Consider the following 25,500-nt stretch of genomic DNA (forward strand, 5'->3'; position numbering starts at 1 on the left):
GGAGGGAAGCGCGGGGCCGCGCGTGGACCGGCGGGCCGTCAGGCGGACGGCGTGCGCTGGGGAAAGGTGAACCGCTGGCCGGAACCGGTTGCGGTCGGGCCGGAGGACTGGGCGATCACCGGGTCGAAGGCCGGGCCGCTGCCTCCAGCCGGCGAGGCACCCGGTGTGGACAATCCCGGCGAACCCGACGCGGCATGGGCGGCTGCGGCCGGACCCAACCCACCGGAAGCCGCTGGGGCGCCCGAGGATGTACCGGGTGCGCCAGCGCGAGTGATGAGGGCACGACCCTGGTCGCCGTCGGTCCGGTCGGTGGCGGGTCGGCTGACCAGTGGCACGCCGCCGTCGCCGCCGCCGGAACGCTGGGGCCCGCCGTAGCGGAACGAGGTGGGCGTCGCCTTGGCCAGGGTGTCGGTGCTCGGACCCTCGGGCCCGCCACCTCCCCCGCCGCCCTGCCCCGTGCCGATGGACTGCATGCCAGGGACCTGGGAGGGCCCGGCGGGACTGCCGCCGGCCATGCCCGCCCCGGCCGCTGCTCCGTCGGAGCCCGCGGTCATGGCCATCTGCCCGCCCTTCTTGGCCGCGGCGCCGGCAGTCTGGAGTCCGGCAGCGGTGGAGCGGTGCAGGTCGTGCGACTGGCCGTCGCCAGCCCAGTGGATGAACTTGTAGATCATGAAGGGGGCCAGAAGGACCAGGGCCATGACGACGAGGCCGGCGATGATGTCGCTCAGCGCCTGGATGCCGTCCTTGGTGTCGCTGTTGCCGATCGCGGAGACGCCGACGAGCATGATGATCGTCACGACCAACTTGGAGAAGACCACGGTGGCGGTCGCCTCGATCCATCGCCGCCGCCAGTCGCGGGTCGGCTCCCACGGGCCGCCGGCCGCAGCGAAGGGGGCCAGGATCACGAGCACGAGGATCGACACCTTACGGAAGATCATCATGCCCCAGTAGAGAATCGCGCCGACGGCGCAGCCGAGCGCGACCAGGGCGGGTATGGCCCAGCCCAGCGGCGACGTGATCGAGATCATCGACACCTTGACGAGGCGGCGCACCGCGTCGTCCATGCTGGCGTTGGCCACGGTGAACAGGCCGCGGGACAGCGCGTCGACCACGACCAGGGCCACGCCGGTGAAGGTGATCGCGGTCAGGGCGAAGAAGATGCTGCTGACGGTGGCGGTGACGGCTTGGCCGAGGGCTTGGCCGTCGCGCCGCCAGGCGGCTCTGATCAGCTGCAGGATGAACGTCATCACGATCATCGTCAGCGCGATCGGCAGGATGAGCGCGTAGTTGCTGCGGAACCAGTCGGCGCTCAGGTCGACGTTGGTGGTCTTGTCGACGGCGCGGCTGGCCAGGTCCACGGCGCTCTTCGCGAGGTCGCCGCAGCTCTTGGCGATCCAGTTGCCGATGCTCTCGGTGATGGAGTCGGATACTCCGCCGACGACGACGTCGCAGAGCAACCCCGAACCCGGAAGATCACAGAAACCGATGGTCTCCTCCTCAAGTAAGAGACGGGCAGGGGCGGTTAGGGGTAGACGGTGGGGGCGACAGCCGCGAGCGCGCAGTCGCTGCCGGGACGGCACTGGATGGCGAGGGTGACGGCGCGGTCCTCGGCGCCCCGGCCGCCGCCGTCCCAGGCGATGTTGACCTTGGCGGTGACGGTGACGGCGTAGATGTAGGCCTGGGTGAGGGCGCCGGGGTTCTGCGCGATGGCCTTGGTGTAGGCGTCGGGCACGTGAGCCGTGGCACCGCTGGCCGTGGAGGTCTGGCCGGTGTCGCGCATCCGCGACCACAGCACCGGGTCGGGCACCTGGCCCGCGACGGAGTCGCCGTCCGCGTACTGGGACTCGGAGGTGAACCACAGCCGCAGGCCGGACAGGAAGTTCTGCTGGGTCACCCGGCGCGAGTCGTAGGACCACAGGGTGGTGGCGAAGGCGGCGGCGAAGTCGGTGGGGCTGCTGGTGTGCGGGGGGCGGGCGACGGTGGCGCCCGCGGCGGTGGCGGCCGTGCTCGGGCGGGCCGAGGCGGTGGCCGAAGGGGTGGAGCGCACGGAGGAGCTGGGACTCGGCGCGGGGTGGTCGGTGTGGCCGCCGCCTGCCAGCCGGGCGAGGAGCCCGGCCAGCAGACCGACGACCAGCAGCACGCCCAGCCCGATCAGAAGCCGACGGCGGAATGTCGAATCACCGCCGGAGACAAGGGACTTGGGCTTGGGCACTTACTTGACCTGCGTCCCCAGGGCACTGAAGAACGCGACCAGCCCGTTGGCGGCGCCCAGGAGCAGGGCGACACCGGAGGCCACCATCGCGCCCTGCTTGCCCTTCTGCTCGGCTCCGTGGCTGCCGCTGTGATGGCCCCAGGCCCAGACGACGCCGGCGACGCAGAGCGCGCCGACGGTCGCGATCACCGCGAACAGGTTGATGGAGGAGACGACCTGCTTGAGGACGCTCAGGCCGGGAAGGCCGCCCTCGGCCGGGGCGACGCCCGGGTCGAACGCGAGGTTGGTGACCGCCTCGGCGGCGAGGATCAAGGACAAACGCTTCTCCAGAGAGAGGGGGAGGACGTGCCGGGGCGCGATGCGGCGCCACGCCGGCGCGCGGGAGGGAGGAAAGGGAGAGAAGAAGCTCAGGGGGCTACCCGGCGGATCGCGATCACGCCGGATTTCCACGAGCTGTAGGAGGCGAGGCGAACGACATCGCCCGTGTGCGGCGCGTGCACCACGAGGCCGTCGCCGATGTACATGCCCACGTGTTCGGGCCCGTTGGGGCCCGGCTCGGTGAACAGGAGGTCACCGGCGCGCAGTTGGTCGGGCGAGACGGCGCTGCCCTGCTTGACCTGGTCGTAGGTGACGCGCTCCAGCGTGATCCCGGCCGCCTTGTAGGACTGCTGCATTAGGCTGGAGCAGTCGCAGCGGCCCATCGGATCGGGCCCGTGGCTGTTCGTGCAGAGTCCGCCCCACTGGTAGGGGGTGTTCAGCTGCCCGAGAGCCCAGCGGATCGCGGCCTGCACGGCCGGCGAGGCATCGGTGGGGATCTGGTAACCGGCCGGCAGCACGCCCGGCGGGATGATGCCCCAGTCGGTCCCCGGTGGCGTGCACGAACCCGGCGAGGCGCTGGATGGCGGCGCGGTGCCGGCCACCGGGGCCTTGAGCGCCGTGCCGATCGCCTGCTGCAGAGCGGTCGCAAGCGGCTCCCACTGCGCGTACGCATCGGGATAGCCGCTCTTCTGGACCTTCTGCGCCGCGACGGTGAGCGGGAGATTCTGCCAACCGGCCACCGCGAGCAGAGCCTTGTAGAACGCCGTGGACGCGTACACCGGGTCCTGCAACTGCGCCGGACTGCCCCAGCCCTGACTGGGCCGTTGCTGGAACAGGCCGAGCGAGTCCCGGTCGCCGCTGGACAGGTTCCGCAGCTGCGACTCCTGCATCGCGGTGGCGAGCGCGATCACCTGGCCGCGCGGCGGCACCTGGAGGGCGATACCGGTGGCGACGATCGTCTGGGCCATGGGGATCTGCACGGTCGGAAGGTCCATCCCGGCGACGGGGGCGGTCGGTCCGGCGGCGCCGGACAGGATCAGCTTGATCGCGGCCTGGATCGCAGCGGTGTCCACAGGCTGTGGGCCGCCGCTGCCGGAGCAGGCCCCGCTCCCGTTGTCGAACTTGCCGTCCTTCTGGGCGGCCATGGCGACCGGAAGGATCAAGGCGAAAGGGGTGAGAAGAATGGCGGCGCCGAGACCGGCGGCGACCTTCTTCACATGGCCTGCCGCTGGAGCGAGCCCTCCTTACGGCTCGGGCCCGGCGGGGCATCGAAGGGCAGGGGAAGGTGAAGTCCCGTCACGGGAATCTCCGATCGTGTGGGTGCGCGGGCGGCTCGTCGAAAGGCGTCACGGCGCGGTGGTGGAAATGAGGAGAGTCGCGGCCAGCTGGCTTTTCGGTGGAAGTTCCCGCTTCCATCCAGCCAGGTCACGGCGCTTGCGGCGACGACTACGAACCTAGGGATCCGGATATCTCCCGTGCAAGGACTTCGCGAATATTCGCGAAAATTGCCGAAGTCCTTGCGTAGGAGATATTGCGATCCTAGGTTCGTTGAAGGCCCGGCAGACCTCTGCGCTGCGGGGCCTTTCTGCGCGCCAGCCGCGACCGGACTCGCCCCCGGCCGCAGTTGCTTCACGCGAAAATGCCGCCCACTTCCTGCGAGGACATTTGACGACCGACTACACCCTTCTCCGGGGCGATGCCCTGACCCGCCTGACCGAGCTGCCGAGCGGCACCGTCGACTGCGTGGTCTGCGACCCCCCGTACAACAGCGGCGGGCGTACGACCCAGGAGCGCGTGGGGCGAAGCGCCAAGGACAAGTACACGACCGCGGGCTCGAAGAAGCAGCTCCCGGACTTTCCTGGCGAGAACAAGGACCAGAGGTCGTACGGCTTCTGGCTCTCGCAGCTGCTCGCCGAGGCCTACCGGCTGACCGTCGACGGCGGCACCGCCTGCATCTTCACCGACTGGAGGCAGCTGCCCACCACTACGGACGCCCTGCAGGCCGGCGGCTGGACCTGGCGCGGCATCGTGCCCTGGCACAAGCCCGCAGCCAGGCCACAGAAGGGCCGGTTCACACAGAATGCCGAGTTCGTGGTCTGGGGTAGTCGGGGAGCGATGGACGGCGACCGCCACCCCGTGTACCTCAAGGGTCTGTTGGAGGGCAGCCAGCCCTCGGGCAGCAAGCGGATGCACATCACGCAGAAGCCGATCGGTGTGATGCGCGACCTGGTGCAGATTTGCCCGCCGGGCGGCACGGTCCTCGACTTCACTGCCGGGTCCGGCTCGACCGGCGTCGCCGCGCTGCTGGAGGGCCGGTCGTTCCTCGGCATCGAGCTGACGGATCACTACGCCGACATCGCCGAACAGCGCCTCGCCGACGCGCAGCGCAGTCTCGCCGCCGATTAGCCCTGACCAGCCGTAACACGCCACTGCCCCGGGGCGGGCACGCCCCGGGGCACGCCCCTCCACGTCCCAGGAGCTCTGCTATCGCCCCCAGCCACACGACCTCGCACACGGCACACGACCCGACCATGGAGGTGTATCCGGGATACCTGGCAGGCCCCGGAGGTGCGGCCCAGTGCCTGAGCGACTTCCTCACCGGCCGCAACGACTGGAACATCCACCACTCGACCGGTTCCACCGCCGTGATCCACGAGAAGGCCACCACCCTCCTCGAACTCGACCACTCCTCCTCAGCAGGGCCGGGCTGGACGCTCGCCGGCTACCGCACACCCAACGGCCGACTCGACTGGACCGCGACGTTCTGCCCCCGCACCCCGGCGGAAGTCCCGACAGCCGTCCTTCGCCGCCTCGCCTACGCGCTGTCCCAGCCCACCGACGCCGAGCGAGACCGGCAGCTGTGGGGATCAACCAATACCGGCCCCGAGAACGCGATCGAGCACGAGGTCGACTTCACCGGAGACCAGTGGTGCCGCGGCGGGGATCTCACCGGACTCCTGACGTACACCTCCCCACACGCGACGGCCGGTATCGACATCGACGGCCTTCACGCCAACCGCCCGCTCGACCTCGACCCGGTGTTCACCGTCTGGGGTGGCATCCCCGGCCGCGAGGACGAACGGTGGCGCGCCCGGTTCACGCGCTGGACCCCGACCGTCCTGATCACCGAGGCCGTACGAACCGTCACCCGGCCCGCTGCCTACCGGCGTCTGTCCTCGCAGATCCCCATGGCACACCGGGCGCGCCTGTTCACCAGCCCCCTACACCGTCCACATCCGGAGACCACCCGTGCCCGCTGATCCCTCCCGCACCGCAGCACCGCCCATGGACCCGGACGACCGCGTCCACGTCATCCCCGGCTACCTCGCCGGCCCCGGCGATCCCGACGCGGCCCTCGAACAGTTCCTGTCCGATCACGCCGCCTGGTCCCGGTACCGGCCCGCCGGCGGTGACACGACCGTCCTGGTCAGCGACGACCTCCTCTTCCGCGTCCAGCTCGACCACGAGCCGGACCTCAACGACCAGATCCGCTGGACGATCGTCGAATACGCCGACCCGGTCGGCGACGTGGTCTGGCGGGCGACCTTCGATGCCGCCACCCCACACGAGATCCCGATGGCAGTGGCACGCGCGCTCACTGCCACCTTCCACGGCTTCGACCCGACTCGCCTTCACGTCGCGTCCGACGGCCACGCGAGCAAGCAGACGGTTGGGGATTACCTCCGCAACGAGGGCTGGTCGATTGCTGACCACGGTGACGCCATGGCGTTCAGGAGTCTCGACGGCAGCGCCGTCCTCAGCCAGCACGACCTCGCCCCCTACCTCGACGAGCCTGGTGGCGAGGCCGCCTGGAGCCTCGCCACCGCGACAGACCTGCATGTCGGACCGCCTGGCACATCAGAGCACCACTGGCACGCCGAGTTCTCCGCATTCGCACCCGCCTATCCGGTCCTCGCAGTCCTGCACGAGCTGATCGAGCCGATGCCCGCCAAGCGGCGCAGCACCGAGCTGCCCCAGGCACTCCGCGAGCACGTGACGACCCGGCCCGACCCCAGAGCGCTCCGTTCCTCTGCCGCAAGCCGCCGAACTTCCAAGACCAGCACCGCTCTTGGAAGCCCGCCCGAAGCACCTTCCGTGACACCCCCAACCGTGCCTCCCGGCCCGGCGACACGGAGGCACTCGTGACCAGTCGCCCGTTCCTGACAACCCCGGACGAATTCGACGGCGATGTTTTCGTCCGCCCGGTGTACCTGGCCGGCAGCCGCTACACCGGTGACTTCGCACTGAAGCCTCTCTCCGACCAGGGGTTCGACGGCCGACACGACGACCTCGGCAACTACTACCTCACGGCGCCCGACGGCCGCATCCGTGTGGGCTTCATTCCCGAGCAGGAGTGGGACACCCTCTGGAAGATCGCCGTCCACCGGAACGCCTTTTCTGCGCCGGAGTGGGTCGCAAACTTCTCCGAAGACACCCCCGCCGAGATCGTCACCGCCGTCACTACCGAGATCGCCCAGATGTCCAGGGAGGACGACGACGTCTGGCTCGAGGGGCGGCCCGCAAGAGCCTCGGAGTGGCTCGCTCCCTACACCATGGCGGGCTGGACACCGCAGCCGGCGGACCGCGGAGCAACGACCCTTCACTCGCCGGACGGCCTCGCCAACGTCACACACCACCTTCTTCCGCTCGGCCCGGAAGACGCCGAACAGGCAGGCCAGGACGGAAGATTTCAAGTCCAGTGAGACGGTCGTGATGCTATGAGGTTTGTGGTGCGGGTTGGCTGCGCTTGGCGGGGTCGTTGATCCATGCCGTCTTCGGGATCTCGGGTGGTCTGGGGCGGCGGCCGAAGCGTTCGGGGTGGCGCGCGTAGGCCTCGGAGAGGGTGATGGCCCGCTGGTCGCGGATCTCCTCGGCGGTGCCGAAGTGGACGCTGGCGGGTGTGTGAAGTCCGATGCCCGAGTGCCGGTGTTCGTGGTTGTAGTACGCGATGAAGGCGTCGAACCATTCGCGGGCGTGGGCGAGGGAGTCGAATCGCTCGGGGTAGTCGGACATGTACTTGGTGGTCTTGAACTGGGCCTCGCTGTAGGGGTTGTCGTTGGAGACCTTGGGGCGCGAGTGGCTCCTGGTGACGCCGAGGTCGATCAGCAGCTGGGAGACTTTCTTGGAGGTCATCGAGGTGCCCCGGTCGGCGTGCACGGTCTCGGGGACGATGCCGTTGCGTGCGATGGTCTCGCGGATCAGCTCCTCGGCTCGTTCGGCTGATTCGGCCGCCTCGACGGTGTGGCCGACGATGTAGCGGCTGAAGATGTCGATGATGACGTAGGCGTGGTACCAGATGCCCTTGCGGGGGCCGGCCGCTTTGGTGATGTCCCAGGTGAAGACCTGGGAGGGGCCGTCGGCGACCAGTTCGGGCACCGTCTTGGCCGGGTGGGTGGCCTGGCGGCGGCGCTCACCGGACTGGCCGCGCTCGCGCAGGATCCGGTACATCGTGGAGACCGAGCAGTGGTAGCGCCCGGTGTCCAGTTCGCGGGCCCAGATCTGCGCGGGTGGCAGTTCGGCGTACTCGGGGCTGTTCATCAACTTCAGGACCGCGTCACGCTCTTCGGCCGTCAGGGCGGAGGGTTGGACCTGCGGGGACCTGGGCTTGCGCGGGGGTGGCGGTTTCAGTCTGCGGTAGTGGGTGGCCCGGGAGCGGCCGGTCAGCCGGCACGCGGCCGTGGTGCCCAACTGGTGTTCGATGGCGGTGAACGCCTCGTCCACGACGGGGTCGGCGGCGTGCGTCAGTCCGCGCTCTCGGAGATCATTTCCAAGAGCGCCGACGCTTTTCCCAGGACCTCCAGCGCGGCCTTGTTCCGGGCGAGCTCCCTCTCCAGCCGTTCCACCTGGCGGCGCAGCTTCTCGTTCTCCGCCTCGGTGGCGGACTTCTTCGGGCGGGCCGGGCTCGTGCGGCGGTCGACCAGGTTCTCCAGGGCCCCGGCGTCGCGCGCGGCCCGCCACTCGGTGACGTGGGAGTGGTAGAGGCGCTCGCGGCGCAGGACCGCGCCCTTCTCGCCCTCGGGCGCGGCGTCGTACTCGGCGACGATCCGCAGCTTGTACTCGGGCGTGAAGGTGCGGCGCTTCGGCCGGGGAGCCGGGTCGGACGCGGACGGCTTGGTGCTGGTCATCAGGGGTGGAACTCCTACTCGGGCCCTCTCAGGCTAACCCGACAAAGCGGGACGTCTCACCCAAGGCTGACAGAGAGGGGGACGGCCGCTACTACATCGGAACCACGACCCGAACCGGCTGGTACGGGAGGCTCAGCTCCGCCACCCCAGCTCGAGTCCTCCACGCAGTCACGGCTGCCATGCTCGCTACCGGACCGGTTGTCCGCTACCGCGGCGAACTCACCCACCTCGCAGAGCACCTGGCCGCCGTAACCCCTATTGTCCCGTTGCCACCCAGCCCCCTGGACGTCCAGCGCTCACTCGCGGCCAAAAGCCGTTCGCGCCAGCGGATGGTCCCCATCGCCGTACCGTCCACAGCCACCCGCCTCGCCTGGACTACCGCCACACCTGGCTGCCCAGGGCGGTCGACGCGAACCCGCACTTAAAATCCCACGCCCCGACGCTGAGGCGCGCGACCCTGCCCGCATACCTACGTGCCCAGGTCTCTGGCGGTGAGCCTTGGCGATGGTCTGGTTGCTGAGGTGGGATCGGCGGTGACGTCGAGGGCCGTGATGACGAGGACCTGGAGTCCGACGGCGATGGCATGACGACCAGGCAGCCCATCCTGGCGGATTCAAGAATCGCCGTCCTGGATGGCGTCACTGACGACGCGGGGCCGTGGGCGCGGGCGGGCGTGGTCCGCCCACGGAGGGCGCTGAAGACTCGCAGATTCCTGAAAATGACTCTGAGATCGCTTGGATCATGGATATGACGTGGCATAGCTTGTCGTCCTAGATCAGGCGATCACGCCTCTAGGGAAAGGAATGACACTGCACGGTAGGGAACCTCTGAAGGCGGCGCGACAGCTCGGCGAGACAGCGTTTGGCAATGTCGGGGAGCGCGTCAGTCAGGGCGATCGCTACCTGACAACGGAGGAGGCAGCTGCCTTAATCGGCATACGCCCGAAGACGCTCCGGAACTGGCGCTCGCAAGGTAAGGGACCCAGACCGATCCGCCTTGGGCACGTTGGAGGCCGTGTGCGTTACCGACTGTCAGATGTTGGAACCTTTCTGTCCCTCGGGGCGGCCAATGGTGTCGTTCCGGGGCTTCGCAGGGCCTCTGGCTCGCGTCGCCCCGGGGCGCAGGAGAAGCGGAGGGGGAGTACCGATGGGGAAAGCTCATGTGAGTGACCGTCATCACAAGAGCCATCCGGAGCCTGGCGAGAAGGTGTGTCGAGAGCATCGAAAGGTGCCCACCGCGGCTCACGGAGACGGTAGCCGATGGGAGGTGCGCGGGTGGGACAACTCGGGCTCGCCGCTCCCGAAAAGGCGGTTCGCTGACAAGGGTGAAGCGGAGCGTCATGCGGCAGCGATCACGAACGACCTGGCCGAGGGCGACTACATCGACCCTCGGGACTCGCGGACCACGGTGAAAGTGTGGGCCGCTGACTGGCTCTCGGCGCAGGGCGGCGACGGGTCGACGGCCGAGAACCGCGAGAGATATGTGCGACTTCACATAGTCCCGGGAATTGGGGATCACGAGCTCGGACAGGTGGAGCGCCGCCCGTCCATTGTCCAGAACTTCCTCAAGGGGCTGGAGGATAAAGGCCTATCGATCGGCTATCGCTACAATGTATTCATAGCTCTTTCGTCGATCTTTGCGGCAGCAGTCGAGGATCGCCTGATAAAGAGGAACCCCTGCCATTCGCGCTCTGTGACCAAGCCGAAGATTCCTCCCAGGACACTGGTCCCATGGGAATTTCAGAGGGTCAATTCTGTGATTCTCGGATTGCCTGAGAGATTGCGCGCTGCAGGATGGGTCGGATTCGGCGCGGGGCTTCGCCAGGGGGAGATATTCGGTATCGCGGAGTCTGATATCGACTTTCGCCGGCGGATAGTCAGAGTGCGGCAGCAGGTGAAGCTCCTCAAGACGGGTGTCAAGGTGTTCGCGCTTCCGAAGGGAGGAAAGACCCGGGAGGTGCCGATGGACGATCTCCTCGCGGAGAAGTTGGCCCAGCACCTCTCCGACTTCCCGTCGGTGCGCGTTTCGCTACCGTGGGGCACTCCGGCCGCAAAACCGAAGTCGTTTCGCCTTCTGTTCACGGACGTCGATGGCAATGCGCTTCTGAGGTCCACGTTCAACCTGACGGTCTGGAAGCCAGCGCTTGTCAGTGCGGGAGTGATTCCGCCGCCGATCAGGGCGCAGAAATTCGAGGCGTCGCCGGAGGACGGTATGCACGCCCTCCGGCACGCCTTCGCTGCTGCGCTGATCGACGGCGGGTGCTCGATCAAGGACCTCGCCGCATACCTGGGGCATGCGGACGAGGCCTTCACCCTGCGGACCTACGTCCACCTCATGCCCAAGAGCGACGAGCGGGCGCGTTCCGCGATCAGCAGGGCTCTACTTGCAGCCGATGGGCCCGCTCCGGGCGGAGTCCTGCCGGCTGTGTAGGCCAAGCGGGGTCAATGTGCCCCGAATGTGCCCTCTCAGGGTCATCCCGCTTCGTTTGTGCAGGTCAGCGCGGTTCAGATGAGCGTCTGCCAGTAGTACCAGAACCGGTTGAGGACGAGCAGCGCGATCACCGCAGCCCACAGCACCGGCAGCGCCCAGTGGTAGCGCGCGGCCTCGCGGACCACCACCGCCGCCCGCGGCCCGACCGGGATCGCCCCGGATCGCAGGTTGTGCAGGGTCGTGTACCAGCACAGCACCACCACCGCCGTCCAGACCACCATGCAGTACGGGCAGAGCGCGCCGATGTCGTACAGCGCCTGGTCGATCAGCCAGTGCACGAAGACGACGCCGAGCACGGTGCCGGCCTGCAGACCCCACCAGAACCAGCGGCGGAAGGCCGCGCCCGCCAGCAGACCCGCACCGATCGCGGCCAGTGCGCCGAAGGCGGCCAGGCCGAGCAGCGGGTTCGGGAAGCCGAAGACCTCGGCCTGCTCGGTGCGCATCACCGAACCGCAGCTGATCACCGGATTGAGGTTGCAGCTGGGGATGTACGAGGGGTTCTCCAGGATGCGGAGCTTGTCGAAGGTCAGGACGGCCGAGGCGGCCAGCCCGAGCAGGGCACCGAGGAGGAGCAGCAGCGAGAACACTCGGCTCGCGCCGATCGTCGCGCCGGGCGCCGCAGTGGCGTCGGCACGGTCGCCGGCGGACGCGGGGCGACGGGGGTTCACAGTGGTCGGGGCGGTCATGGCAGAACACTCCGGTGGGTGAGAAGGGCCGGCCCGGCCGGGAGTTCGGCCGGGCCGGTGGTGCTCACTGCAAGCCCGCGGCCTGCTTCACCTGCGCGGTGAACTGCTCCGGCGTCACCGGGCGGTTCGCGCTGAACAGGGTGATCGGCTTGCCGTCCAGCTTCACCGTCGGCGTGCCCGTCACCCCGCTGTCGTTGAACGCCGCCGCGACCTTCGCCGCCCACGGCGCGTAGGTGCGCTCGGTGACCGCCTTGACGAAGGCGTCCGTCTTCAGCCCCGGCACCTGCTCGGCCAGGTCCAGCAGGTGGTTGACGCTGCCGAAGCCGTCCTCGTGCTCCTCCGGCTGGTTGGCGTAGAGCACGTCGTGGTACTGCTTGAACTTGTCCACGCCCTCGTTGAGCGCGGCGCCGACCGCGGCCAGCGCGGTGCGCGAGCCCTTGCCGCCGAGGTTCTTGTCCAGGAACGCGGCCAGATGGTAGTCCACCTTGACCGTGCCGTCGTCGGTGAGCGTCTTGACCGTCTCGCCGTTGGTCGACTCGAAGGTCCTGCACACCGGGCAGCGGAAGTCCTCGAACACCTGCAGCGTGTGCGGGGCGTCCGCCTTGCCGTAGGTGATCACCGTCCCGTCCGGGCCGGTGGCGTTGGCGGGGACGACCAGCGCGGTCGGCTCGCCGGCGGCGGAATCGGCGGACGACTTGCCGTCACCCGCCGCGCTGATCGCCAGCGTGGTGCCGCCCGCCAGGGCGAGGACGGCGACGACGGACACGGCGACGACGATCCGCCGCCGGCGCTCGGCGGCCAGCCGCTCCAGGCGCTGCGCCTCCTGGATCCGCTGCCGGGCACTGATCTTCTCGGAGTGCTTGCGGCTGGGCTTCTTGTCGGCGGGCTGCTTGCCTGCGGTCGTACGGGTGCTGTCGGTCTGGGCCATGGTGGGTCAACTCCGTGACGTGGCGCGCGGGTGCGCGCAGGGGTGCCCGCCTCGGCGCGGCGGCGGCGCGGGGCGCTCGCGGCCGCGCAGGGACGAGGAGGCTCGGTCGGTGAACGCGGGAGTCGTGCGCACTGCCTGCGCGGGGCTCCACCGGGGCGGTGGGCCGCAGCCGGCCGACCGGGCGCGGCCCCGAGAAGGGGCGGCGCGTCAGGGGTGGCGGTCCGTCAGCAGGCAGGCGCGAAGGCGGGCGGCCCGCGACGCGGTGCCGGGGCGACCACCACGTCCTCGCGGCGCGGCCGCGGAAGGTCCGAGACCGGCAGCGGCACCCGCAGCACCGGGCGCACCGGCACCGGCGTCAGCAGCGCGAACAGTGCCCGCAGCGGGGCCGCGAGCGAATCGCTCAGCAACCGCAGTGCCCGGGCCAGGCCGGACAGTGCGGAGTCGCCCAGCCGCAGCCAGACGGCGGCCGCGAAGGCGACCAGCAGGTGGACCACCAGGACGAGCAGTTGGGTCAGCGCCGGCGGGAACGGCCCGCCGTGGCCCAACTGCCCCGAGAACAGCGAACCGTCCACCGAACCGCCGCCGCACACCAGCAGGTTCATGCCGCGCGCGGAGACGTGCTCCGGCCCGAGGACCGGACCACAGCCCGCCTGGCCGAGGTTGAAGGTCGTGTTCAGCAGCAGCTCGACCGGCACCAGCACGGCCGAGATGTGCAGCAACCGCCGCTCCCCGCCGGCCAGCGCGGCCGCGACCAGGAAGACGACGCCGGTCGCGGCGACCACCAGGGTCAGCGGCAGCGGGCGACCGGTGATGACGACCTGCCCCAGCGCGGACAGCGGCACGGCGAGCGCGGTGAACACCGCGGCCCGCAGGGCCCTCGTCGCAGGGGTGGAAGTCGTCACGCCCGGAGTATGTCACGAGCGTGACACCGCGCACGAGGGCACATCGGCCCTTGCGTTCCTGACGGCGGAACAGGGCTCCCCGCCGGCGCCCGCCCGTTCGCGGCCCGGAGGTGTAAAGTCGCCCGCCGCGACGGGTTTGTCGGCGGGCGGTCGGCCATCCAATTCCACCCGTAGGCGGGGCAGGGTGGTAGTAGTTCACCAGGGCTGGAACGGCGAACTTCGAACACAGGGGCCTTCGCTGATCTCCAGGTTCCCATGCAGAAGCGCGTGGTCAATCAAGTAGCCCGAGACGCTGGAGTGGGACTCGACGGCGTCAAGGTCAAGATCAACCGTGATACGGACTTGATCGGGCGTGGCCTGTATGGCCATACATCGCCGGATGGGACGATCACGCTGTATCCGGATGCCTTCTCCTCCACAGAGGATCTTGTCCGAACGATTGGCCACGAGCGAATGCACGTCATGCAGAGTCAGCTGTACGGCCACGCGTCCTCGCTTGAGCAGGAGGCCGCTTGGGAACGGGCCGCCTACGCCTCGGAGGACCAGTTCTGGAACTACTTCAACGGGAGGTTGGGCTGATGGCTGATCGTGCAGCGTGGCTGCAGGTACTGGGCCAGGTGGCCGACCGGCAGGGTGAGATGGGCCTGGTCTCGTGTCCGGACTGCGGCCGGGACCGGCTTGAGGTCAGATACATCGTCAAGCCTGAAACTCGGATCGGATACGTGCTCTTGTGGTGCGGCGCTTGCCTGCACGGCATCTCTGTCTCGCGGGTCCGTGCGCCGGAAGGCGGAAGATTTCAAGTCCAGTGAGACGGTCGTGACGCTACGAGGTTTGTGGTGCGGGTTGGCTGCGCTTGGCGGGGTCGTTGATCCATGCCGTCTTCGGGATCTCGGGTGGTCTGGGGCGGCGGCCGAAGCGTTCGGGGTGGCGCGCGTAGGCCTCGGCGAGGGTGACGGCCCGCTGGTCGCGGATCTCCTCGGCGGTGCCGAAGTGGACGCTGGCGGGCGTGTGAAGTCCGATGCCCGAGTGCCGGTGCTCGTGGTTGTAGTACGCGATGAAGGCGTCGAACCATTCGCGGGCGTGGGCGAGGGAGTCGAATCGCTCGGGGTAGTCGGACATGTACTTGGTGGTCTTGAACTGGGCCTCGCTGTAGGGGTTGTCGTTGGAGACCTTGGGGCGCGAGTGGCTCCGGGTGACGCCGAGGTCGATCAGCAGCTGGGAGACCTTCTTGGAGGTCATCGAGGTGCCCCGGTCGGCGTGCACGGTCTCGGGGACGATGCCGTTGCGTGCGATGGTCTCGCGGATCAGCTCCTCGGCTCGTTCGGCTGATTCGGCCGCCTCGACGGTGTGGCCGACGATGTAGCGGCTGAAGATGTCGATGATGACGTAGGCGTGGTACCAGATGCCCTTGCGGGGGCCGGCCGCTTTGGTGATGTCCCAGGTGAAGACCTGGGAGGGGCCGTCGGCGACCAGTTCGGGCACCGTCTTGGCCGGGTGGGTGGCCTGGCGGCGGCGCTCACCGGACTGGCCGCGCTCGCGCAGGATCCGGTACATCGTGGAGACCGAGCAGTGGTAGCGCCCGGTGTCCAGTTCGCGGGCCCAGATCTGCGCGGGTGGCAGTTCGGCGTACTCGGGGCTGTTCATCAACTTCAGGACCGCGTCACGCTCTTCGGCCGTCAGGGCGGAGGGTTGGACCTGCGGGGACCTGGGCTTGCGCGGGGGTGGCGGTTTCAGTCTGCGGTAGTGGGTGGCCCGGGAGCGGCCGGTCAGCCGGCACGCGGCCGTGGTGCCCAACTGGTGTTCGATGGCGGTGAACGCCTCGTCCACGACGGGGTCGGCGGCGTGCGTCAGTCCGCGCTCTCGGAGATCATTTCCAAGAGCGCCGACGCTTTTCCCAGGACCTCCAGCGCGGCCTTGTTCCGGGCGAGCTCCCTCTCCAGCCGTTCCACCTGGCGGCGCAGCTTCTCGTTCTCCGCCTCGGTGGCGGACTTCTTCGGGCGGGCCGGGCTCGTGCGGCGGTCGACCAGGTTCTCCAGGGCCCCGGCGTCGCGCGCGGCCCGCCACTCGGTGACGTGGGAGTGGTAGAGGCGCTCGCGGCGCAGGACCGCGCCCTTCTCGCCCTCGGGCGCGGCGTCGTACTCGGCGACGATCCGCAGCTTGTACTCGGGCGTGAAGGTGCGGCGCTTCGGCCTGGGAGCCGGGGCGGACGCGGACGGCTTGGTGCTGGTCATCAGGGGTGGAACTCCTACTCGGGCCCTCTCAGGCTAACCCGACAAAGCGGAACGTCTCACCCAAGGCTGACAGAGAGGGGTGACCATCGGCGGCGGAGGCGGGGCCACCTCGAACACCTGCCGCTTGGACATCCCGAACACTGCCGCGTCGGCCAGATCGGTTCCGCACCCAGCACACTCTGCAGGAGCACACTCGATGACTTCGTCGGGGTCGGCGACCTGGCGGCGGGTCGTCCCGGGATCGCCGTGCTGCTTGCCCGGTTTACGCCCGGACTTCTTGCGCATCGCCGACGCCTTGGGCTGCGGCTTGCGGTACGGGCCGTCCGACGACGGCGGCCGGGAGGAGTTCGACGAGTCCCGCCGCACGCGGGCCTCCAGCTCGGCAACCCGCGCGGTCAGCTCCTCGATCCGGCCGAGGGCCGCCACCAGCGTGGCGACCAATTCATTGCGGCTCAGCGACTCCGGCTCGATGTCCACGGCATGTTCAACGACCCACGGCGCCAGCCGTCACCGAGACGGTGATCCCGCAAGCCACTCCATGTGAACAGCTACGCAGGGTGAGCAAACGGGAGTGCCCCGTCTGGTAGCCGGACGGGGCACTCCCGTTTGCCCTCGTTCAGCCCTTGGCGAGGTCGATCACGCCATAGACAAGGCCGTACGCCGAGATGGCGATGAACACCCAGCCCGCGAGGAGGTGAACACGGGCAGGCCCTTTCGTCGAGGACCTACCGCTCGGCTGCATGAAGAACCTGCTGATCCCTCGGAAGTCCGTGACGACGGCGATGCCAAGGAGCAGGGGAATCAAACAGACCAGGAACTCCACGAGTGCTCCCCCACAGTCGTTCCTTAGAAGCGTCGACGGTCGGCGCGAGTGCCTGCCGAATGAGCACAGCCTAGCAGGCGGGCATCACTTCGGGGGCTCATTGACGTCCCATCCAGATCCTCCCGCGCCGAAGTGAAACCCGATCAATGGTGGGCCCTGTACTGCCACGCCGGCTCCTCCAGCCCAGCCGAACTGGTGGAATGAATTTCCCTCGGGGCCTCTCTCGTACGAATATGACCCTCCGATCCAGCCGTCCGCGACTGTGACTCCGCTGATTGTGGTGGCGTTGTCGTCCGGGGTGGCGGTGTTCCATCCGGCCGAAACTCCCAGGAATGCTCCACCCTTGAAGCTGAATGGATTCCTTGCGCTCTTGAGCGTGTCGAAGGTGAGGCCACCCGTCAAGGAGACGGAGGCCTTTCCGCCCTGGAAACTGGCGTTCACGCAAAGGACCATGCAGTAGCTTCCGCTGACGTACACGTGCTGGTAGACCTTCTTAAGGAAAGGTCCGGGCTGGAATTGGTTTCCGGGGTCGCCGTTGTACTTGTCGATGTACTTGGGCTTCTCGGTCAGGCAGGGCATGAGCTTTCTCAGGTTGTGGGCTTGATCAGGTCGAGTGCGTGGTCGGGGCGTGACCTGTAGTGATCGACTGCCGCGGCGTGGTTGTGCCAGCCGGCGAGCTCGGCGAGCGCGAGGGCGGTGTTGCGCAGACCGGCCATGATGCGGGGTGCGCTGCCGGTGCGGATCTTGGAGGCGTCCTCGCGGAGGGTGACGTCACGCAGGTGGTGCAGGGCCTCGACGCCCCAGTGTTCGCGTACGTGTTCGGCGAGGTGGGCGGCCGTGGCCTCGTGCATCGTCAGGTCGGTGAGCGCGTAGATGCGTTCGACGGTGAGTTTGCCGGTGCTCAGGACGCGACGGCGGCGCACGATCTGCAGGACCTGGTCGGCGTGGGGGAAGGGAAGGTCGGGGACGGTGGCGGCCTTCAGGCGGCGGATCTCGTCGCGGCCGTGAGCGATGGCGCGGGTCTTGTCCATGAGCGGGACCTCACTCCAGGGGAGCTTCTTCAACTGGGCGTGCAGGGTGGGGTGGTTGCCCTTGATCAGGGCGATGTAGTGCGCGTTCTTCTCCTCGACCAGGAAGCGGGCGTGGTCGTGCTGGGTGAGCAGGGCATCGAAGGTGACGACCTTGTCCGCCAGGTCGAGGGGTCCGAGGAGCGGGCGGAACGCGGTGATCTCGTTGCTCTTGGAGTCGACCTGCCGCTGGGCGATGACGGCGCGGGTGCCGTGGATCGACGCGGCGAGCAGGTGGACGGCCCGGCGCTCGCGGGTTCGCGAGCCGCGCAAGGTCTTGCCGTCGACCGAGACCGCGTCCCGTTTGACCGGTGCGTCTGCCGGGACTGGGCCGGTGAGTGGGTCGGTGTGCTGCAGTTGCAGCCAGGCGCCCAGTGCCGCGTCGAGCGCGTCGCCGTCGAGGCGGGCGAGGAGGCGGGCCAGTGTGCTGGTGCGCGGGATGCCGCGGACCAGGCCGATGCGCTCGCGCAGCACCGGGTCGAGGCCGGCGGCGAAGCGGACGATGGCGGCCCAGGTGGACGCCCCGGCCATTACCGCGGTGGCGCACAGCACGAGCAGGGCGCCCAGTCGGTAGCGGCGCCCCCGCGTGCGGCGCGGGTCCGGCAGGCGGTCCAGGACCTCGGCCAGGGTGATCAGGCGCTCGGCGTCGCCGGTCAGATCGCCCGGCATGTGGTCCTGGTGGCGGGTGACGGTGGAGATCAGGGAGGATGGCATGCAGACGCGGCTTCGGTTGTGATCAACGGCTTCGACACCTTGATCATCCGGAGCCGCGTCCCGTTTCACCACACCGGCGAAGCGGACAACCCTCCTACTTCGTCACAACTGTGACGTCTCGTCACCCGAGAACGCTCGCGCCCTGCTCGGTCAGGGACTTCTGAAGCCTCTGCATCCCCGGATCGTTGTCGCTGGTGTATCCGAGTGTCTGGCAGAGCTTGCTGCAGTTGGGGCGGTTCGCCCGCTCGTGCTCCTTCCGGGTCTGCTGCAAGCGGACCCGTTCAGGAATCTCCTTCTTGAAGCCGGGAGCGCTCCAGACGAGGCGGTCGTACGCGGAGTCGTCGACCCTCTTCGCCGTGGTTTCGGCATGGTTGGCCATGGTGATGGTTCCGGCGGGGCCGCACTTGTAGAGGGTGCCGCATTCTTCGGATTTGAGGCCGTTGGGGTCGGAGCGGTTGACGGGGTTGTTGTTGCTGTAGGCGTAGGCGTTCCACTGGAGTGGGTCGCCGGCGTCGAAGATCGGGTCCGGGCTGAGGAAGCGGCCGGTGGTGGGCTGGTACTGGCGGGCGCCGAGGTTGGTGAAGCCGGTGGTGTCGTCCTTGAGGCCGCCGACGTAGCCCTTGTCGCCGGCCCAGGGGGTGGTGAGGGAGCCGGGGCCGCGGAGGTTGCCGAAGGGGTCGGTGGTGCGGCGGGTCTCGGCGAGGGAGTCGCGGTCGAGGGAAAGAGAGTTGGTGCCGTGGTGGTCGGAGAACTGGTAGGTGAGCTTGTCCGGGCCCTGGCGGACGAGGGTGATGCCGCCGGGGATGGTGTAGTAGCGGGTTCCGGTGCTGGTCTTGCTGTTGGTGTCGTAGGTGAGTTCGTCACCGCCGCCGAGGTTGACGGTGACCTTGCCGGGGTTGCGGCGGATCAGCTGGTTGCCGTCGGCGTCGTAGACATAACTGGTGGTGGCGGATCCCTGGGTGAGTGAGGCGAGCTTGCCCTCGACGTCCCAGGTCAGGGTCGCGCCGTTCGCGGCGTCGACCGCACTCCACGTGGGAGTGCTCCACTTGGACTGCCAGCCCGGCGCGTAGACGATGAACTTGCCGTCGTCCTGCAGTACCGCGAAGTAGCCGCTGCCCGCACCCACGTAGGTCTTCGACGACCAGAGGGCGATGCGCTGGGGGTCGTAGACGACGAAGTTGCCGTCGTCCTGCATGGTCGCCCAGGCGCCCGGGTGGTCCTGGGTGTTGGTGGCCCACACGGCCTGGCCGGAGCGCAGGGAGGTCAGGACGAGGTTGCCGTCGGTCTGCATGGTGAGCTGGGCGCCGTTGGAGCGCACGGTCTCACCGGACTTGAGGGTGAAGCCGGCCTTGAGTTCCTTGTTACCGCCGGGGTTGGTGATCTTGGTGGTGTTGCCGGCGGCGTCGTACTGGTCGCTGCCCTGGGTGCCCGGGCTCCAGCCGAAGGTGTTCTTGGCCGTGGTGAGGGCGTGGGGGCCGCCGGTGCCGCCGCCGGTTCCGGCCGCGGTGGTGGGGGTGTTGCGGGTGCCGGGGGCGGGGAAGGTCTGCTCGGTCTTGAGGTCCTTCGCCACGTCTCCGGCGGGGTCGTGGTTGATCAGCTTGGTGCGGTTGCCGGTCAGGTCGTAGGAGTAGTCCTGCCAGTAGGCGGCGCTGCCGCCGACCGTGGTCTTCGCCGGGGCGGTGGCCCCGCTGGTGGGGGTGGTGTTGGCGCAGGCGCCCTGTCCGGCGAGGGAGGGGGTGGGCTGGTCGAGGCGGCCGGTGTCGCTCCACGCGGTGGTGAGGCGGCCGAGGTGGTCGTAGGTGAAGCACTGCAGGTCGGTCGCCGCGGGGGTGTTGTTCGGGATGGTGCGGATCGCGGTGATCTGGCCGGCCTGGTTGTAGGCGTAGGTGGTGTTCTGGACGGTGCCGGTGGTGGAGGTCTGCTTGTCGATGTACTGGGTCAGCAGACGCCCGGTGGACTCGTCGTAGGTGTTCGTCGCGACGATCTGCCAGCCGAACGGGTTCACCGTCGAGCGGATGTTGCGCCCGTAGGCGTCCCAGTCCGACTGACGCAGATAGACGTCACCCGCCCCGCCGATGTCGTGCAGCAGCCCATAGGCCTCGTACTTGTAGTTGATGGACTCGTCGGCGAGGTTGCCGGCGGCGGCCCGGTACTCGTTGGTCATGGCGCCGGTGATCGGGTCGTAGACGGCCTCGTACTCGAAGGTCTTCTGCCCGCTCTGGCCGATCTCACTGCCGGGGATGGAGACGGTGGTCTTGGTTGGCCGGTACGCCTGGTCCATCGTGGTGACGGCCTTGGTGTAGGCCGCGCCGGTGGCGCCGCCGACGTAGCGGGTCGAACTCGCCGGCTGGCCCTTGGCGACGGTGTCGTAGGTGTAGCCGGTGAGCTGGTTGGCCGGGCTGACGGTGCCGTTGTAGGTGCCGGTCTTGCGGCCGAGCAGGTCGTAGGTGATCGCCACGCTCTGACCCCGTGCGTCCGTGGTCGTTGCCAGGTGGCCGGCGCTGTCGTAGGTGCGGGTGGAGACACCGGTGTCGGGGTCGTCGGCGCGGACCTGGCGGCCGCGCTGGTCGTAGCCGTAGCTCCAGGAGTTCCCGGCCGCATCCGTGCGCGTGGCGGCCTGGCCGCCCGGCGTGTAGGTGTAGGTGGTGACGTCCGCGTCGGTCTGCCGGCCGGTCGCGCCCGGGGTCCGGTACTGCCACAACTGGGCACTGCGGCCACGCGCGTCGGTCACCGTGCTGGTCGCAGTCGCCCCGGCCGGCGGGGTCACGTCGATGCGGTCCGCGCCCGGGTAGGCGGTGGTCGTGGTGTTCTGCGCCACGCCCAGGGCGATGAACTGCGAGCTCACCGCACGGCCCATGCCGTCGAACTCGGTGTACGTCTGACCCGGGACCTGCGCCGCGGTCGCCTTGAACCGCACCGTGCCCGGGCCGGACGTGTCGTCGTAGTACGTGTTGAACGTGCGGTTGGTGCGGCCCTGCGAATCGTAGAACGTGTCGGTGACCAGCCGGCCGTGGTAGGCGGAGATCGCCGGATCCGTCTGGGTCTGCACGACCCGACCCAGACCGTCCATGATCTGCGTGGACACGGCGTCCTTCCCACCCGAGCGCAGCGTGCGGCTGGTGATCGCCGAGGGCCTTGCGGTGCCGTCCACGCTGTAGTCGAACGTGTAGTTGGCACTCTCACTGGTCGCCCGACCCAGCGTCCAGACCGCCCTCAGCCGGCCCAGCCCGTCGTAGGACTGGGTGACAGTACGGGCGTTGGGGTCGGTGGTGGTGAGCGGCAGCGCGCGGGCCGGGTTCAGTGTCACGGTGGTGTTGCGCTTCGCGCCGGCGTCCGGCGCACCCGCCGGGGCCGGCGTGCCTGTGACGGTCTGATTCGGCAGCTCACCCGGGTTCGCGGAACTGTAGCTCGTGACCACCGTGGCGCCGTTCGGGTTGGCGCTGTCCGTGGCGGTCACATCGGTCGCACTGGTCGTGCGGCCGTACGCGTCGTAGGTCATGGTGCTGGTGGTCACATACTGGGCAGTGCCGGAGCCGTCGTAGCGGTCGAGGACCTGGGTCCCGGTCGCCTCGCCCTTGGCAGCGGCGTTGCCGAACGCCTGGCCGTCGTAGAGGGTGCGGGTGCCCGCGACGGTGTTGGCGGACGTGGCCGTCACGGTGCAGGCGTTCGCACCGGAGACGGTCAGGGCCTCGGAGACCAGCCCGGTCATCTGCGCGTTACCGCCGTTGGCATAGGAGTTGCGTATGCACAGGTCCGGCGTGCCGTCGGCGGCGCTGAGCTTGGTCTTGACCCGGTTGCTGTGGTCCTTGTCGGTGATGGTCACCGTCGAGGTGGTGCGGGTGCCGGTGGTAGTCTTCGCCGTGCTCACGCTGGTCGAGGTGGTCGCCGCGTAGCGGGCCACCAGGTCCGGCAGGCCGGTGCGCTTGTGCGTGGCCGTGTCGGACGGTCCGCTGCTGGTGTTGACGGTCCACAACTCCGGCGCCGTGGCGTCGGCGTCGGCGTAGACGTCGGACTCCAGCACCCGGCCGGACAGCCAGTCGGAGTCGGTCTTGGCACCGCTGGTCGGACCGGCGACCGAGACGGACTTGGCCGTGCCGTCGGCCTTCAGGTCGCCGTCCATGCCCTGGTAGTAGCTGGTCGAGGTCTTGGACTTCTTGCCGTCCTGGCCGGAGCCAGTCACCGCGGTGACCTTCGTGAACCCACGGAACTGGTCCCAGGTGCGGGACTTGTCATCGACCAGCGCACCGTCGTTGCGGTGCCAGGCGGCGTCACCGTACTCGTAGGCGGTGGTCTTCGTCAGCGCGCCCGCGATGAGGTTGGAGTTCGGGTCCACCGTGACGGAGGCGACCGGGTAGCGCAGGAACCAGTCGTCCACCATCGCCGCCACACCCGTGTCGTACCACTTCACGTTGTAGCAGGCCAAGGTGTTGCTGTCCGGCGAGGCCGGCATCTTCCCCGTCGTGCGTTGGCAGGAGTTCTGCTTGTACTCCACGCCGATCGTGCCGCCGGTCTCGGTGGTGATCAGCTCCATGCGCGGCCGGTTGTAGCGCGGCCGGGCCGGCACCAGGCCATCCACCCGGTTGGGCAGCAACAGGTCCGCGAACGTGACCGCCGGCAGCTCCTGCTCACTCTGCCCGTTGAAGGTGTCCTTGCCGAACCGCTTCACCGTCTGCAGCCACGGGATCTGCGTGTTCTCACCCGAGTTGGACGGCGACTTGAACACGTGCGCAAGCTCGTAGCGGTCCACCGGACGGTAGGCGCCGCCCGAGCGGATCGACGTGGTGATGGTGTTCAGCCACTGCGTCGACCAGTAACTCGGCCCGTAGTTCGAGCAGGTGCCCTGCTCGGCGCACTGCTTGTCCAGCGGAACGTCCGGCCAGTTCGAGGCGTTGGCCGCCGTGCGCTGGGTGGGTGCGCAGGCCGCCTCGCCGGCCACGCAGCGCTCACCGATGCCGAAGTCGATCCTGGACGCCGCCTGGTAGGCGCCGTTGGCGCCGAGCTGGTCGGAGAGCAGCTGGCCGTAGGCGATCGAGGCGAGCGTGCCGCCGCGGGTGTACTCGGTGTTCGTGCCCGAGCCGCGGTTCTGGCCTCCGCCGCGCGCGTACCAGTTGGTCTCCGGCGCATACGTGTAGGTGGTCAGGTTGTTGTGGACGTCCACGACGTAGTCGAGGTTCCAGCGCCACGCGGTCTGGCACCACGAGCCCTTGCCCTTGGCCGCGTCGTAGCACGGGTCACCCGCGTTCGGCGAGTACACCGGCACCGTCCACGCCGACCTCGACTCCGGGCCGACCGTGGTCGGGGCGCCGGTGGCGGAGGGCAGATGGTTCAGACCGAAGTAGTACACGGTGCCGGCGGTGTCGGTCACCTTCAGGTACGAACCGTTCCAGGTGCCGTTCGTGGCACCGGTCAGGAACTCGACCTTCGTGCCGTCGTCGTTCTTCAGCCGCCACGTGCACGTGGACTGCTCGTTCTTCGGGTCTCCAGACACGCAGGAGGCGTCGTGCGGGACCAGCTCGCCGGAGTGGCCGCCCAGCGACAGGGTCAGGTTCGCCCCGCCCCAGCACTGGTCACCCGAACCCGCGATCCCCGCCTTGTCACACGCCTGGTAGGAACGCTCCACGAACCCGGAGCTCAGGTCCCAGCCGTCACCGATCCAGGAGGCCTGCGCGTTCGTCGACGACGTCCGCCCGTCCACCGACGCCGAGTCATAGCCCAGCGCCACCTGCGGCGCGGAACCGCCCAGCGTCGGCGGCACCTGGATCGGATAGCTGTAGGTGAACGACCCGGACGAGCTGCCCGCCGTCCACGCCTGACTCGGCGACAACGACGTCGCAGAGTACGTACCCAGACCACTGGACGGGGTACCCTCGGCCGCCAGCACCATCGGCGCAGCGGAGGACGTGAACGCCCCGGACGGTGCCAGGTCAGCCGACTTGGCATCCGCCTGCTGGCCCTTCGTCAACGCCACCTCGACCGCGGGCAGATCGACGTCCGCGACGAGCCGCTTCGCCTGCACGTCATAGTGCGACGCAACGAGCGTACGCTCCAGACAGCCCGCCACCTCCGGCGTGGTCAGCGAACACGCGGGAAGCGAGACGAGCCGCGCCCGCTGCGCGAAGTCACCACCGAAGCCGACACCCGACAGATCCAGGCCCACCCGGACCTTCGCCGCATCCGCCTGCTCGTTGCGGGCCAGCGACACCAGCGCACCCTGCACACCCGCCGCCGAAGCCGCCTTCGCATCCGCGACGGCCACCTTCACCGGCGGATTGGCCGGCGCGGCATCGGCGGCCGATGCGCCCGCCGCCTTCGCCGCCCCGCCATCCGGCGCGACCGGAGCCAGCCACACCGGCAGCTCACCGGCCTGCTTCGACGCCCCCGCCGCCGGCTCCCGCACCTCGACGCCGTCCGCACCCTTGCGGACCGCCTGAGCGCCCACCGCCGGCGCCGCGTCCAGCAACGCGACCGCCGAACCCGCCGCCACCTTCGCCGCGGCCTTCGGCGGCACCCAGTCCGGCGAACCCTTCTTCGCCGCAACCGACTTCGGCTTCTCCACCGAACCCGCCACCGACGGCGTCTTCGGCAACGGCGTGTTCGGCGGCGACCACACCTTGTCCTTGTTCTTGTCCGCCACCGGCGCAGCCAACGCCGGCGCAACGGGCGCCACCAGAGCACCCAGCAGCGCCAGTGAGGTCATGAAGGCCAGACGCGTTCTCCTCGAACTCTGTGGAGGTGCCCCCCTTCGCGCCGACCAGACTGAACGGGCATGACGAATGGACACCGCTACCCCCACGTAGTGACGAGGCGTCGAATGACGCGCATGTGCACGACTGTGGCGGACAGTAGGACTTCGACGGCGGTCAGGTCGAGCAGATTGTCGACCTATCCCCATGGTGATCGACGTCACATCGGAGCCAAAGCGGTTCGCCTGCGTTCAAAGCGGACAGCCCTGCAGCATAATGAGCTTGACGAACCGTCGGTAACTTCGACAGCTTGCCTGGCGA

The 25,500-nt window shown here is 68.9% G+C and carries 23 protein-coding genes; 7 read left to right on the plus strand and 16 right to left on the minus strand.

Translation table 11 applies throughout. From position 1 onward, the window contains the following. Positions 1 to 38: 38 nt before the first annotated feature. The 4 genes from ACF9IK_RS30700 to ACF9IK_RS30715 all read right to left on the minus strand — a co-directional run bounded on the left by ACF9IK_RS30700 (position 39) and on the right by ACF9IK_RS30715 (position 3,747). Positions 39 to 1,457 carry an SCO6881 family protein gene (locus tag ACF9IK_RS30700; protein ID WP_395297318.1) on the minus strand — a complete coding sequence of 473 codons (1,419 nt, stop codon included), beginning with the start codon at positions 1,455 to 1,457 and terminating at the stop codon, positions 39 to 41. Between the two features lie 65 nt (positions 1,458 to 1,522). Then, a complete protein-coding gene (locus tag ACF9IK_RS30705) occupies positions 1,523 to 2,212 on the minus strand; it encodes a hypothetical protein (RefSeq protein ID WP_395297319.1) in 690 nt (229 codons plus the stop codon). Beyond that, the gene (locus ACF9IK_RS30710) at positions 2,213 to 2,530 is read right to left on the minus strand and encodes a DUF6112 family protein (protein ID WP_395297320.1); all 318 of its coding nucleotides are present in this window, start codon (positions 2,528 to 2,530) and stop codon (positions 2,213 to 2,215) included. 89 nt (positions 2,531 to 2,619) lie between these two features. Next, positions 2,620 to 3,747 carry a C40 family peptidase gene (locus ACF9IK_RS30715; RefSeq protein WP_395297321.1) on the minus strand — a complete coding sequence of 376 codons (1,128 nt, stop codon included), beginning with the start codon at positions 3,745 to 3,747 and terminating at the stop codon, positions 2,620 to 2,622. A 448-nt stretch (positions 3,748 to 4,195) separates the two neighbouring features. Here ACF9IK_RS30715 and ACF9IK_RS30720 point away from each other — a divergent pair, with 448 nt between their 5' ends. From ACF9IK_RS30720 to ACF9IK_RS30735, 4 genes are all read left to right on the plus strand, one after another. Beyond that, complete coding sequence (locus tag ACF9IK_RS30720; RefSeq protein ID WP_395297322.1) at positions 4,196 to 4,936, plus strand: DNA-methyltransferase; 741 nt, start codon at positions 4,196 to 4,198, stop codon at positions 4,934 to 4,936. 125 nt (positions 4,937 to 5,061) lie between these two features. Further along, positions 5,062 to 5,790: a DUF317 domain-containing protein gene (locus tag ACF9IK_RS30725; protein ID WP_395297323.1), complete on the plus strand. Its 729-nt coding sequence runs from the start codon at positions 5,062 to 5,064 to the stop codon at positions 5,788 to 5,790. Between the two features lie 25 nt (positions 5,791 to 5,815). Further along, positions 5,816 to 6,676 carry a DUF317 domain-containing protein gene (locus ACF9IK_RS30730; protein WP_395297324.1) on the plus strand — a complete coding sequence of 287 codons (861 nt, stop codon included), beginning with the start codon at positions 5,816 to 5,818 and terminating at the stop codon, positions 6,674 to 6,676. Next, on the plus strand, positions 6,673 to 7,233 hold the full coding sequence (locus ACF9IK_RS30735) for a DUF317 domain-containing protein (protein WP_395297325.1): 561 nt from the start codon (positions 6,673 to 6,675) through the stop codon (positions 7,231 to 7,233). The genes ACF9IK_RS30730 and ACF9IK_RS30735 overlap by 4 nt, the downstream gene beginning before the upstream one ends. A gap of 13 nt (positions 7,234 to 7,246) precedes the next feature. Here ACF9IK_RS30735 and ACF9IK_RS30740 read toward each other — a convergent pair whose 3' ends face one another. Then, positions 7,247 to 8,251: an IS3 family transposase gene (locus tag ACF9IK_RS30740; RefSeq protein ID WP_395292217.1), complete on the minus strand. Its 1,005-nt coding sequence runs from the start codon at positions 8,249 to 8,251 to the stop codon at positions 7,247 to 7,249. Between the two features lie 20 nt (positions 8,252 to 8,271). Further along, complete coding sequence (locus ACF9IK_RS30745; RefSeq protein ID WP_395295430.1) at positions 8,272 to 8,655, minus strand: transposase; 384 nt, start codon at positions 8,653 to 8,655, stop codon at positions 8,272 to 8,274. 803 nt (positions 8,656 to 9,458) lie between these two features. On the opposite strand from ACF9IK_RS30745, the gene ACF9IK_RS30750 reads away from it, so the two are divergent. Together ACF9IK_RS30750 and ACF9IK_RS30755 are read left to right on the plus strand one after the other, a co-directional pair. Then, on the plus strand, positions 9,459 to 9,824 hold the full coding sequence (locus tag ACF9IK_RS30750; protein ID WP_395297326.1) for a helix-turn-helix transcriptional regulator: 366 nt from the start codon (positions 9,459 to 9,461) through the stop codon (positions 9,822 to 9,824). A 97-nt stretch (positions 9,825 to 9,921) separates the two neighbouring features. Further along, entirely contained in the window at positions 9,922 to 11,085 is a 1,164-nt protein-coding gene (locus tag ACF9IK_RS30755; protein WP_395297327.1) for a tyrosine-type recombinase/integrase, read from the plus strand. A 74-nt stretch (positions 11,086 to 11,159) separates the two neighbouring features. Here ACF9IK_RS30755 and ACF9IK_RS30760 read toward each other — a convergent pair whose 3' ends face one another. From ACF9IK_RS30760 to ACF9IK_RS30770, 3 genes are all read right to left on the minus strand, one after another. Further along, a complete protein-coding gene (locus ACF9IK_RS30760) occupies positions 11,160 to 11,831 on the minus strand; it encodes a vitamin K epoxide reductase family protein (protein WP_395297328.1) in 672 nt (223 codons plus the stop codon). A 64-nt stretch (positions 11,832 to 11,895) separates the two neighbouring features. After that, complete coding sequence (locus ACF9IK_RS30765) at positions 11,896 to 12,759, minus strand: DsbA family protein (protein WP_395297329.1); 864 nt, start codon at positions 12,757 to 12,759, stop codon at positions 11,896 to 11,898. Between the two features lie 224 nt (positions 12,760 to 12,983). Next, a complete protein-coding gene (locus ACF9IK_RS30770) occupies positions 12,984 to 13,661 on the minus strand; it encodes a hypothetical protein (protein WP_395297330.1) in 678 nt (225 codons plus the stop codon). Between the two features lie 255 nt (positions 13,662 to 13,916). Here ACF9IK_RS30770 and ACF9IK_RS30775 point away from each other — a divergent pair, with 255 nt between their 5' ends. Continuing rightward, on the plus strand, positions 13,917 to 14,240 hold the full coding sequence (locus tag ACF9IK_RS30775; protein WP_395292941.1) for a hypothetical protein: 324 nt from the start codon (positions 13,917 to 13,919) through the stop codon (positions 14,238 to 14,240). 243 nt (positions 14,241 to 14,483) lie between these two features. Here the strand turns inward: ACF9IK_RS30775 and ACF9IK_RS30780 are convergent, their stop codons facing one another. From ACF9IK_RS30780 to ACF9IK_RS30810, 7 genes are all read right to left on the minus strand, one after another. Next, on the minus strand, positions 14,484 to 15,488 hold the full coding sequence (locus ACF9IK_RS30780) for an IS3 family transposase (RefSeq protein ID WP_395297331.1): 1,005 nt from the start codon (positions 15,486 to 15,488) through the stop codon (positions 14,484 to 14,486). Between the two features lie 20 nt (positions 15,489 to 15,508). Continuing rightward, entirely contained in the window at positions 15,509 to 15,892 is a 384-nt protein-coding gene (locus ACF9IK_RS30785; protein ID WP_395297332.1) for a transposase, read from the minus strand. Between the two features lie 33 nt (positions 15,893 to 15,925). Continuing rightward, positions 15,926 to 16,369 carry a DUF6444 domain-containing protein gene (locus ACF9IK_RS30790; protein WP_395297333.1) on the minus strand — a complete coding sequence of 148 codons (444 nt, stop codon included), beginning with the start codon at positions 16,367 to 16,369 and terminating at the stop codon, positions 15,926 to 15,928. A gap of 139 nt (positions 16,370 to 16,508) precedes the next feature. Beyond that, positions 16,509 to 16,715 (minus strand): hypothetical protein, encoded by a 207-nt coding sequence (locus ACF9IK_RS30795; RefSeq protein ID WP_395297334.1) that lies wholly within the window; start codon positions 16,713 to 16,715, stop codon positions 16,509 to 16,511. Between the two features lie 84 nt (positions 16,716 to 16,799). Further along, entirely contained in the window at positions 16,800 to 17,294 is a 495-nt protein-coding gene (locus tag ACF9IK_RS30800) for a hypothetical protein (protein WP_395297335.1), read from the minus strand. An 8-nt stretch (positions 17,295 to 17,302) separates the two neighbouring features. Next, positions 17,303 to 18,496 carry an ISAs1 family transposase gene (locus ACF9IK_RS30805; protein ID WP_395292209.1) on the minus strand — a complete coding sequence of 398 codons (1,194 nt, stop codon included), beginning with the start codon at positions 18,494 to 18,496 and terminating at the stop codon, positions 17,303 to 17,305. A gap of 121 nt (positions 18,497 to 18,617) precedes the next feature. After that, on the minus strand, positions 18,618 to 25,193 hold the full coding sequence (locus tag ACF9IK_RS30810; protein WP_395297336.1) for an RHS repeat-associated core domain-containing protein: 6,576 nt from the start codon (positions 25,191 to 25,193) through the stop codon (positions 18,618 to 18,620). Positions 25,194 to 25,500: the final 307 nt, after the last annotated feature.

It is taken from the genome of Kitasatospora hibisci (assembly GCF_043950205.1).
GTDB lineage: Bacteria > Actinomycetota > Actinomycetes > Streptomycetales > Streptomycetaceae > Kitasatospora > Kitasatospora hibisci.

Excerpts from the sequence above, each read along its gene's own strand:
- ACF9IK_RS30760 (WP_395297328.1), bottom strand. The coding sequence starts at position 11,831 with ATGACCGCCCCGACCACTGTGAACCCCCGTCGCCCCGCGTCCGCCGGC.
- ACF9IK_RS30765 (WP_395297329.1), bottom strand. The coding sequence starts at position 12,759 with ATGGCCCAGACCGACAGCACCCGTACGACCGCAGGCAAGCAGCCCGCC.
- ACF9IK_RS30775 (WP_395292941.1), top strand. The coding sequence starts at position 13,917 with ATGCAGAAGCGCGTGGTCAATCAAGTAGCCCGAGACGCTGGAGTGGGA.
- ACF9IK_RS30725 (WP_395297323.1), top strand. The coding sequence starts at position 5,062 with ATGGAGGTGTATCCGGGATACCTGGCAGGCCCCGGAGGTGCGGCCCAG.
- ACF9IK_RS30800 (WP_395297335.1), bottom strand. The coding sequence starts at position 17,294 with ATGCCCTGCCTGACCGAGAAGCCCAAGTACATCGACAAGTACAACGGC.
- ACF9IK_RS30745 (WP_395295430.1), bottom strand. The coding sequence starts at position 8,655 with ATGACCAGCACCAAGCCGTCCGCGTCCGACCCGGCTCCCCGGCCGAAG.
- ACF9IK_RS30785 (WP_395297332.1), bottom strand. The coding sequence starts at position 15,892 with ATGACCAGCACCAAGCCGTCCGCGTCCGCCCCGGCTCCCAGGCCGAAG.
- ACF9IK_RS30730 (WP_395297324.1), top strand. The coding sequence starts at position 5,816 with ATGGACCCGGACGACCGCGTCCACGTCATCCCCGGCTACCTCGCCGGC.
- ACF9IK_RS30750 (WP_395297326.1), top strand. The coding sequence starts at position 9,459 with ATGACACTGCACGGTAGGGAACCTCTGAAGGCGGCGCGACAGCTCGGC.
- ACF9IK_RS30810 (WP_395297336.1), bottom strand. The coding sequence starts at position 25,193 with ATGACCTCACTGGCGCTGCTGGGTGCTCTGGTGGCGCCCGTTGCGCCG.
- ACF9IK_RS30805 (WP_395292209.1), bottom strand. The coding sequence starts at position 18,496 with ATGCCATCCTCCCTGATCTCCACCGTCACCCGCCACCAGGACCACATG.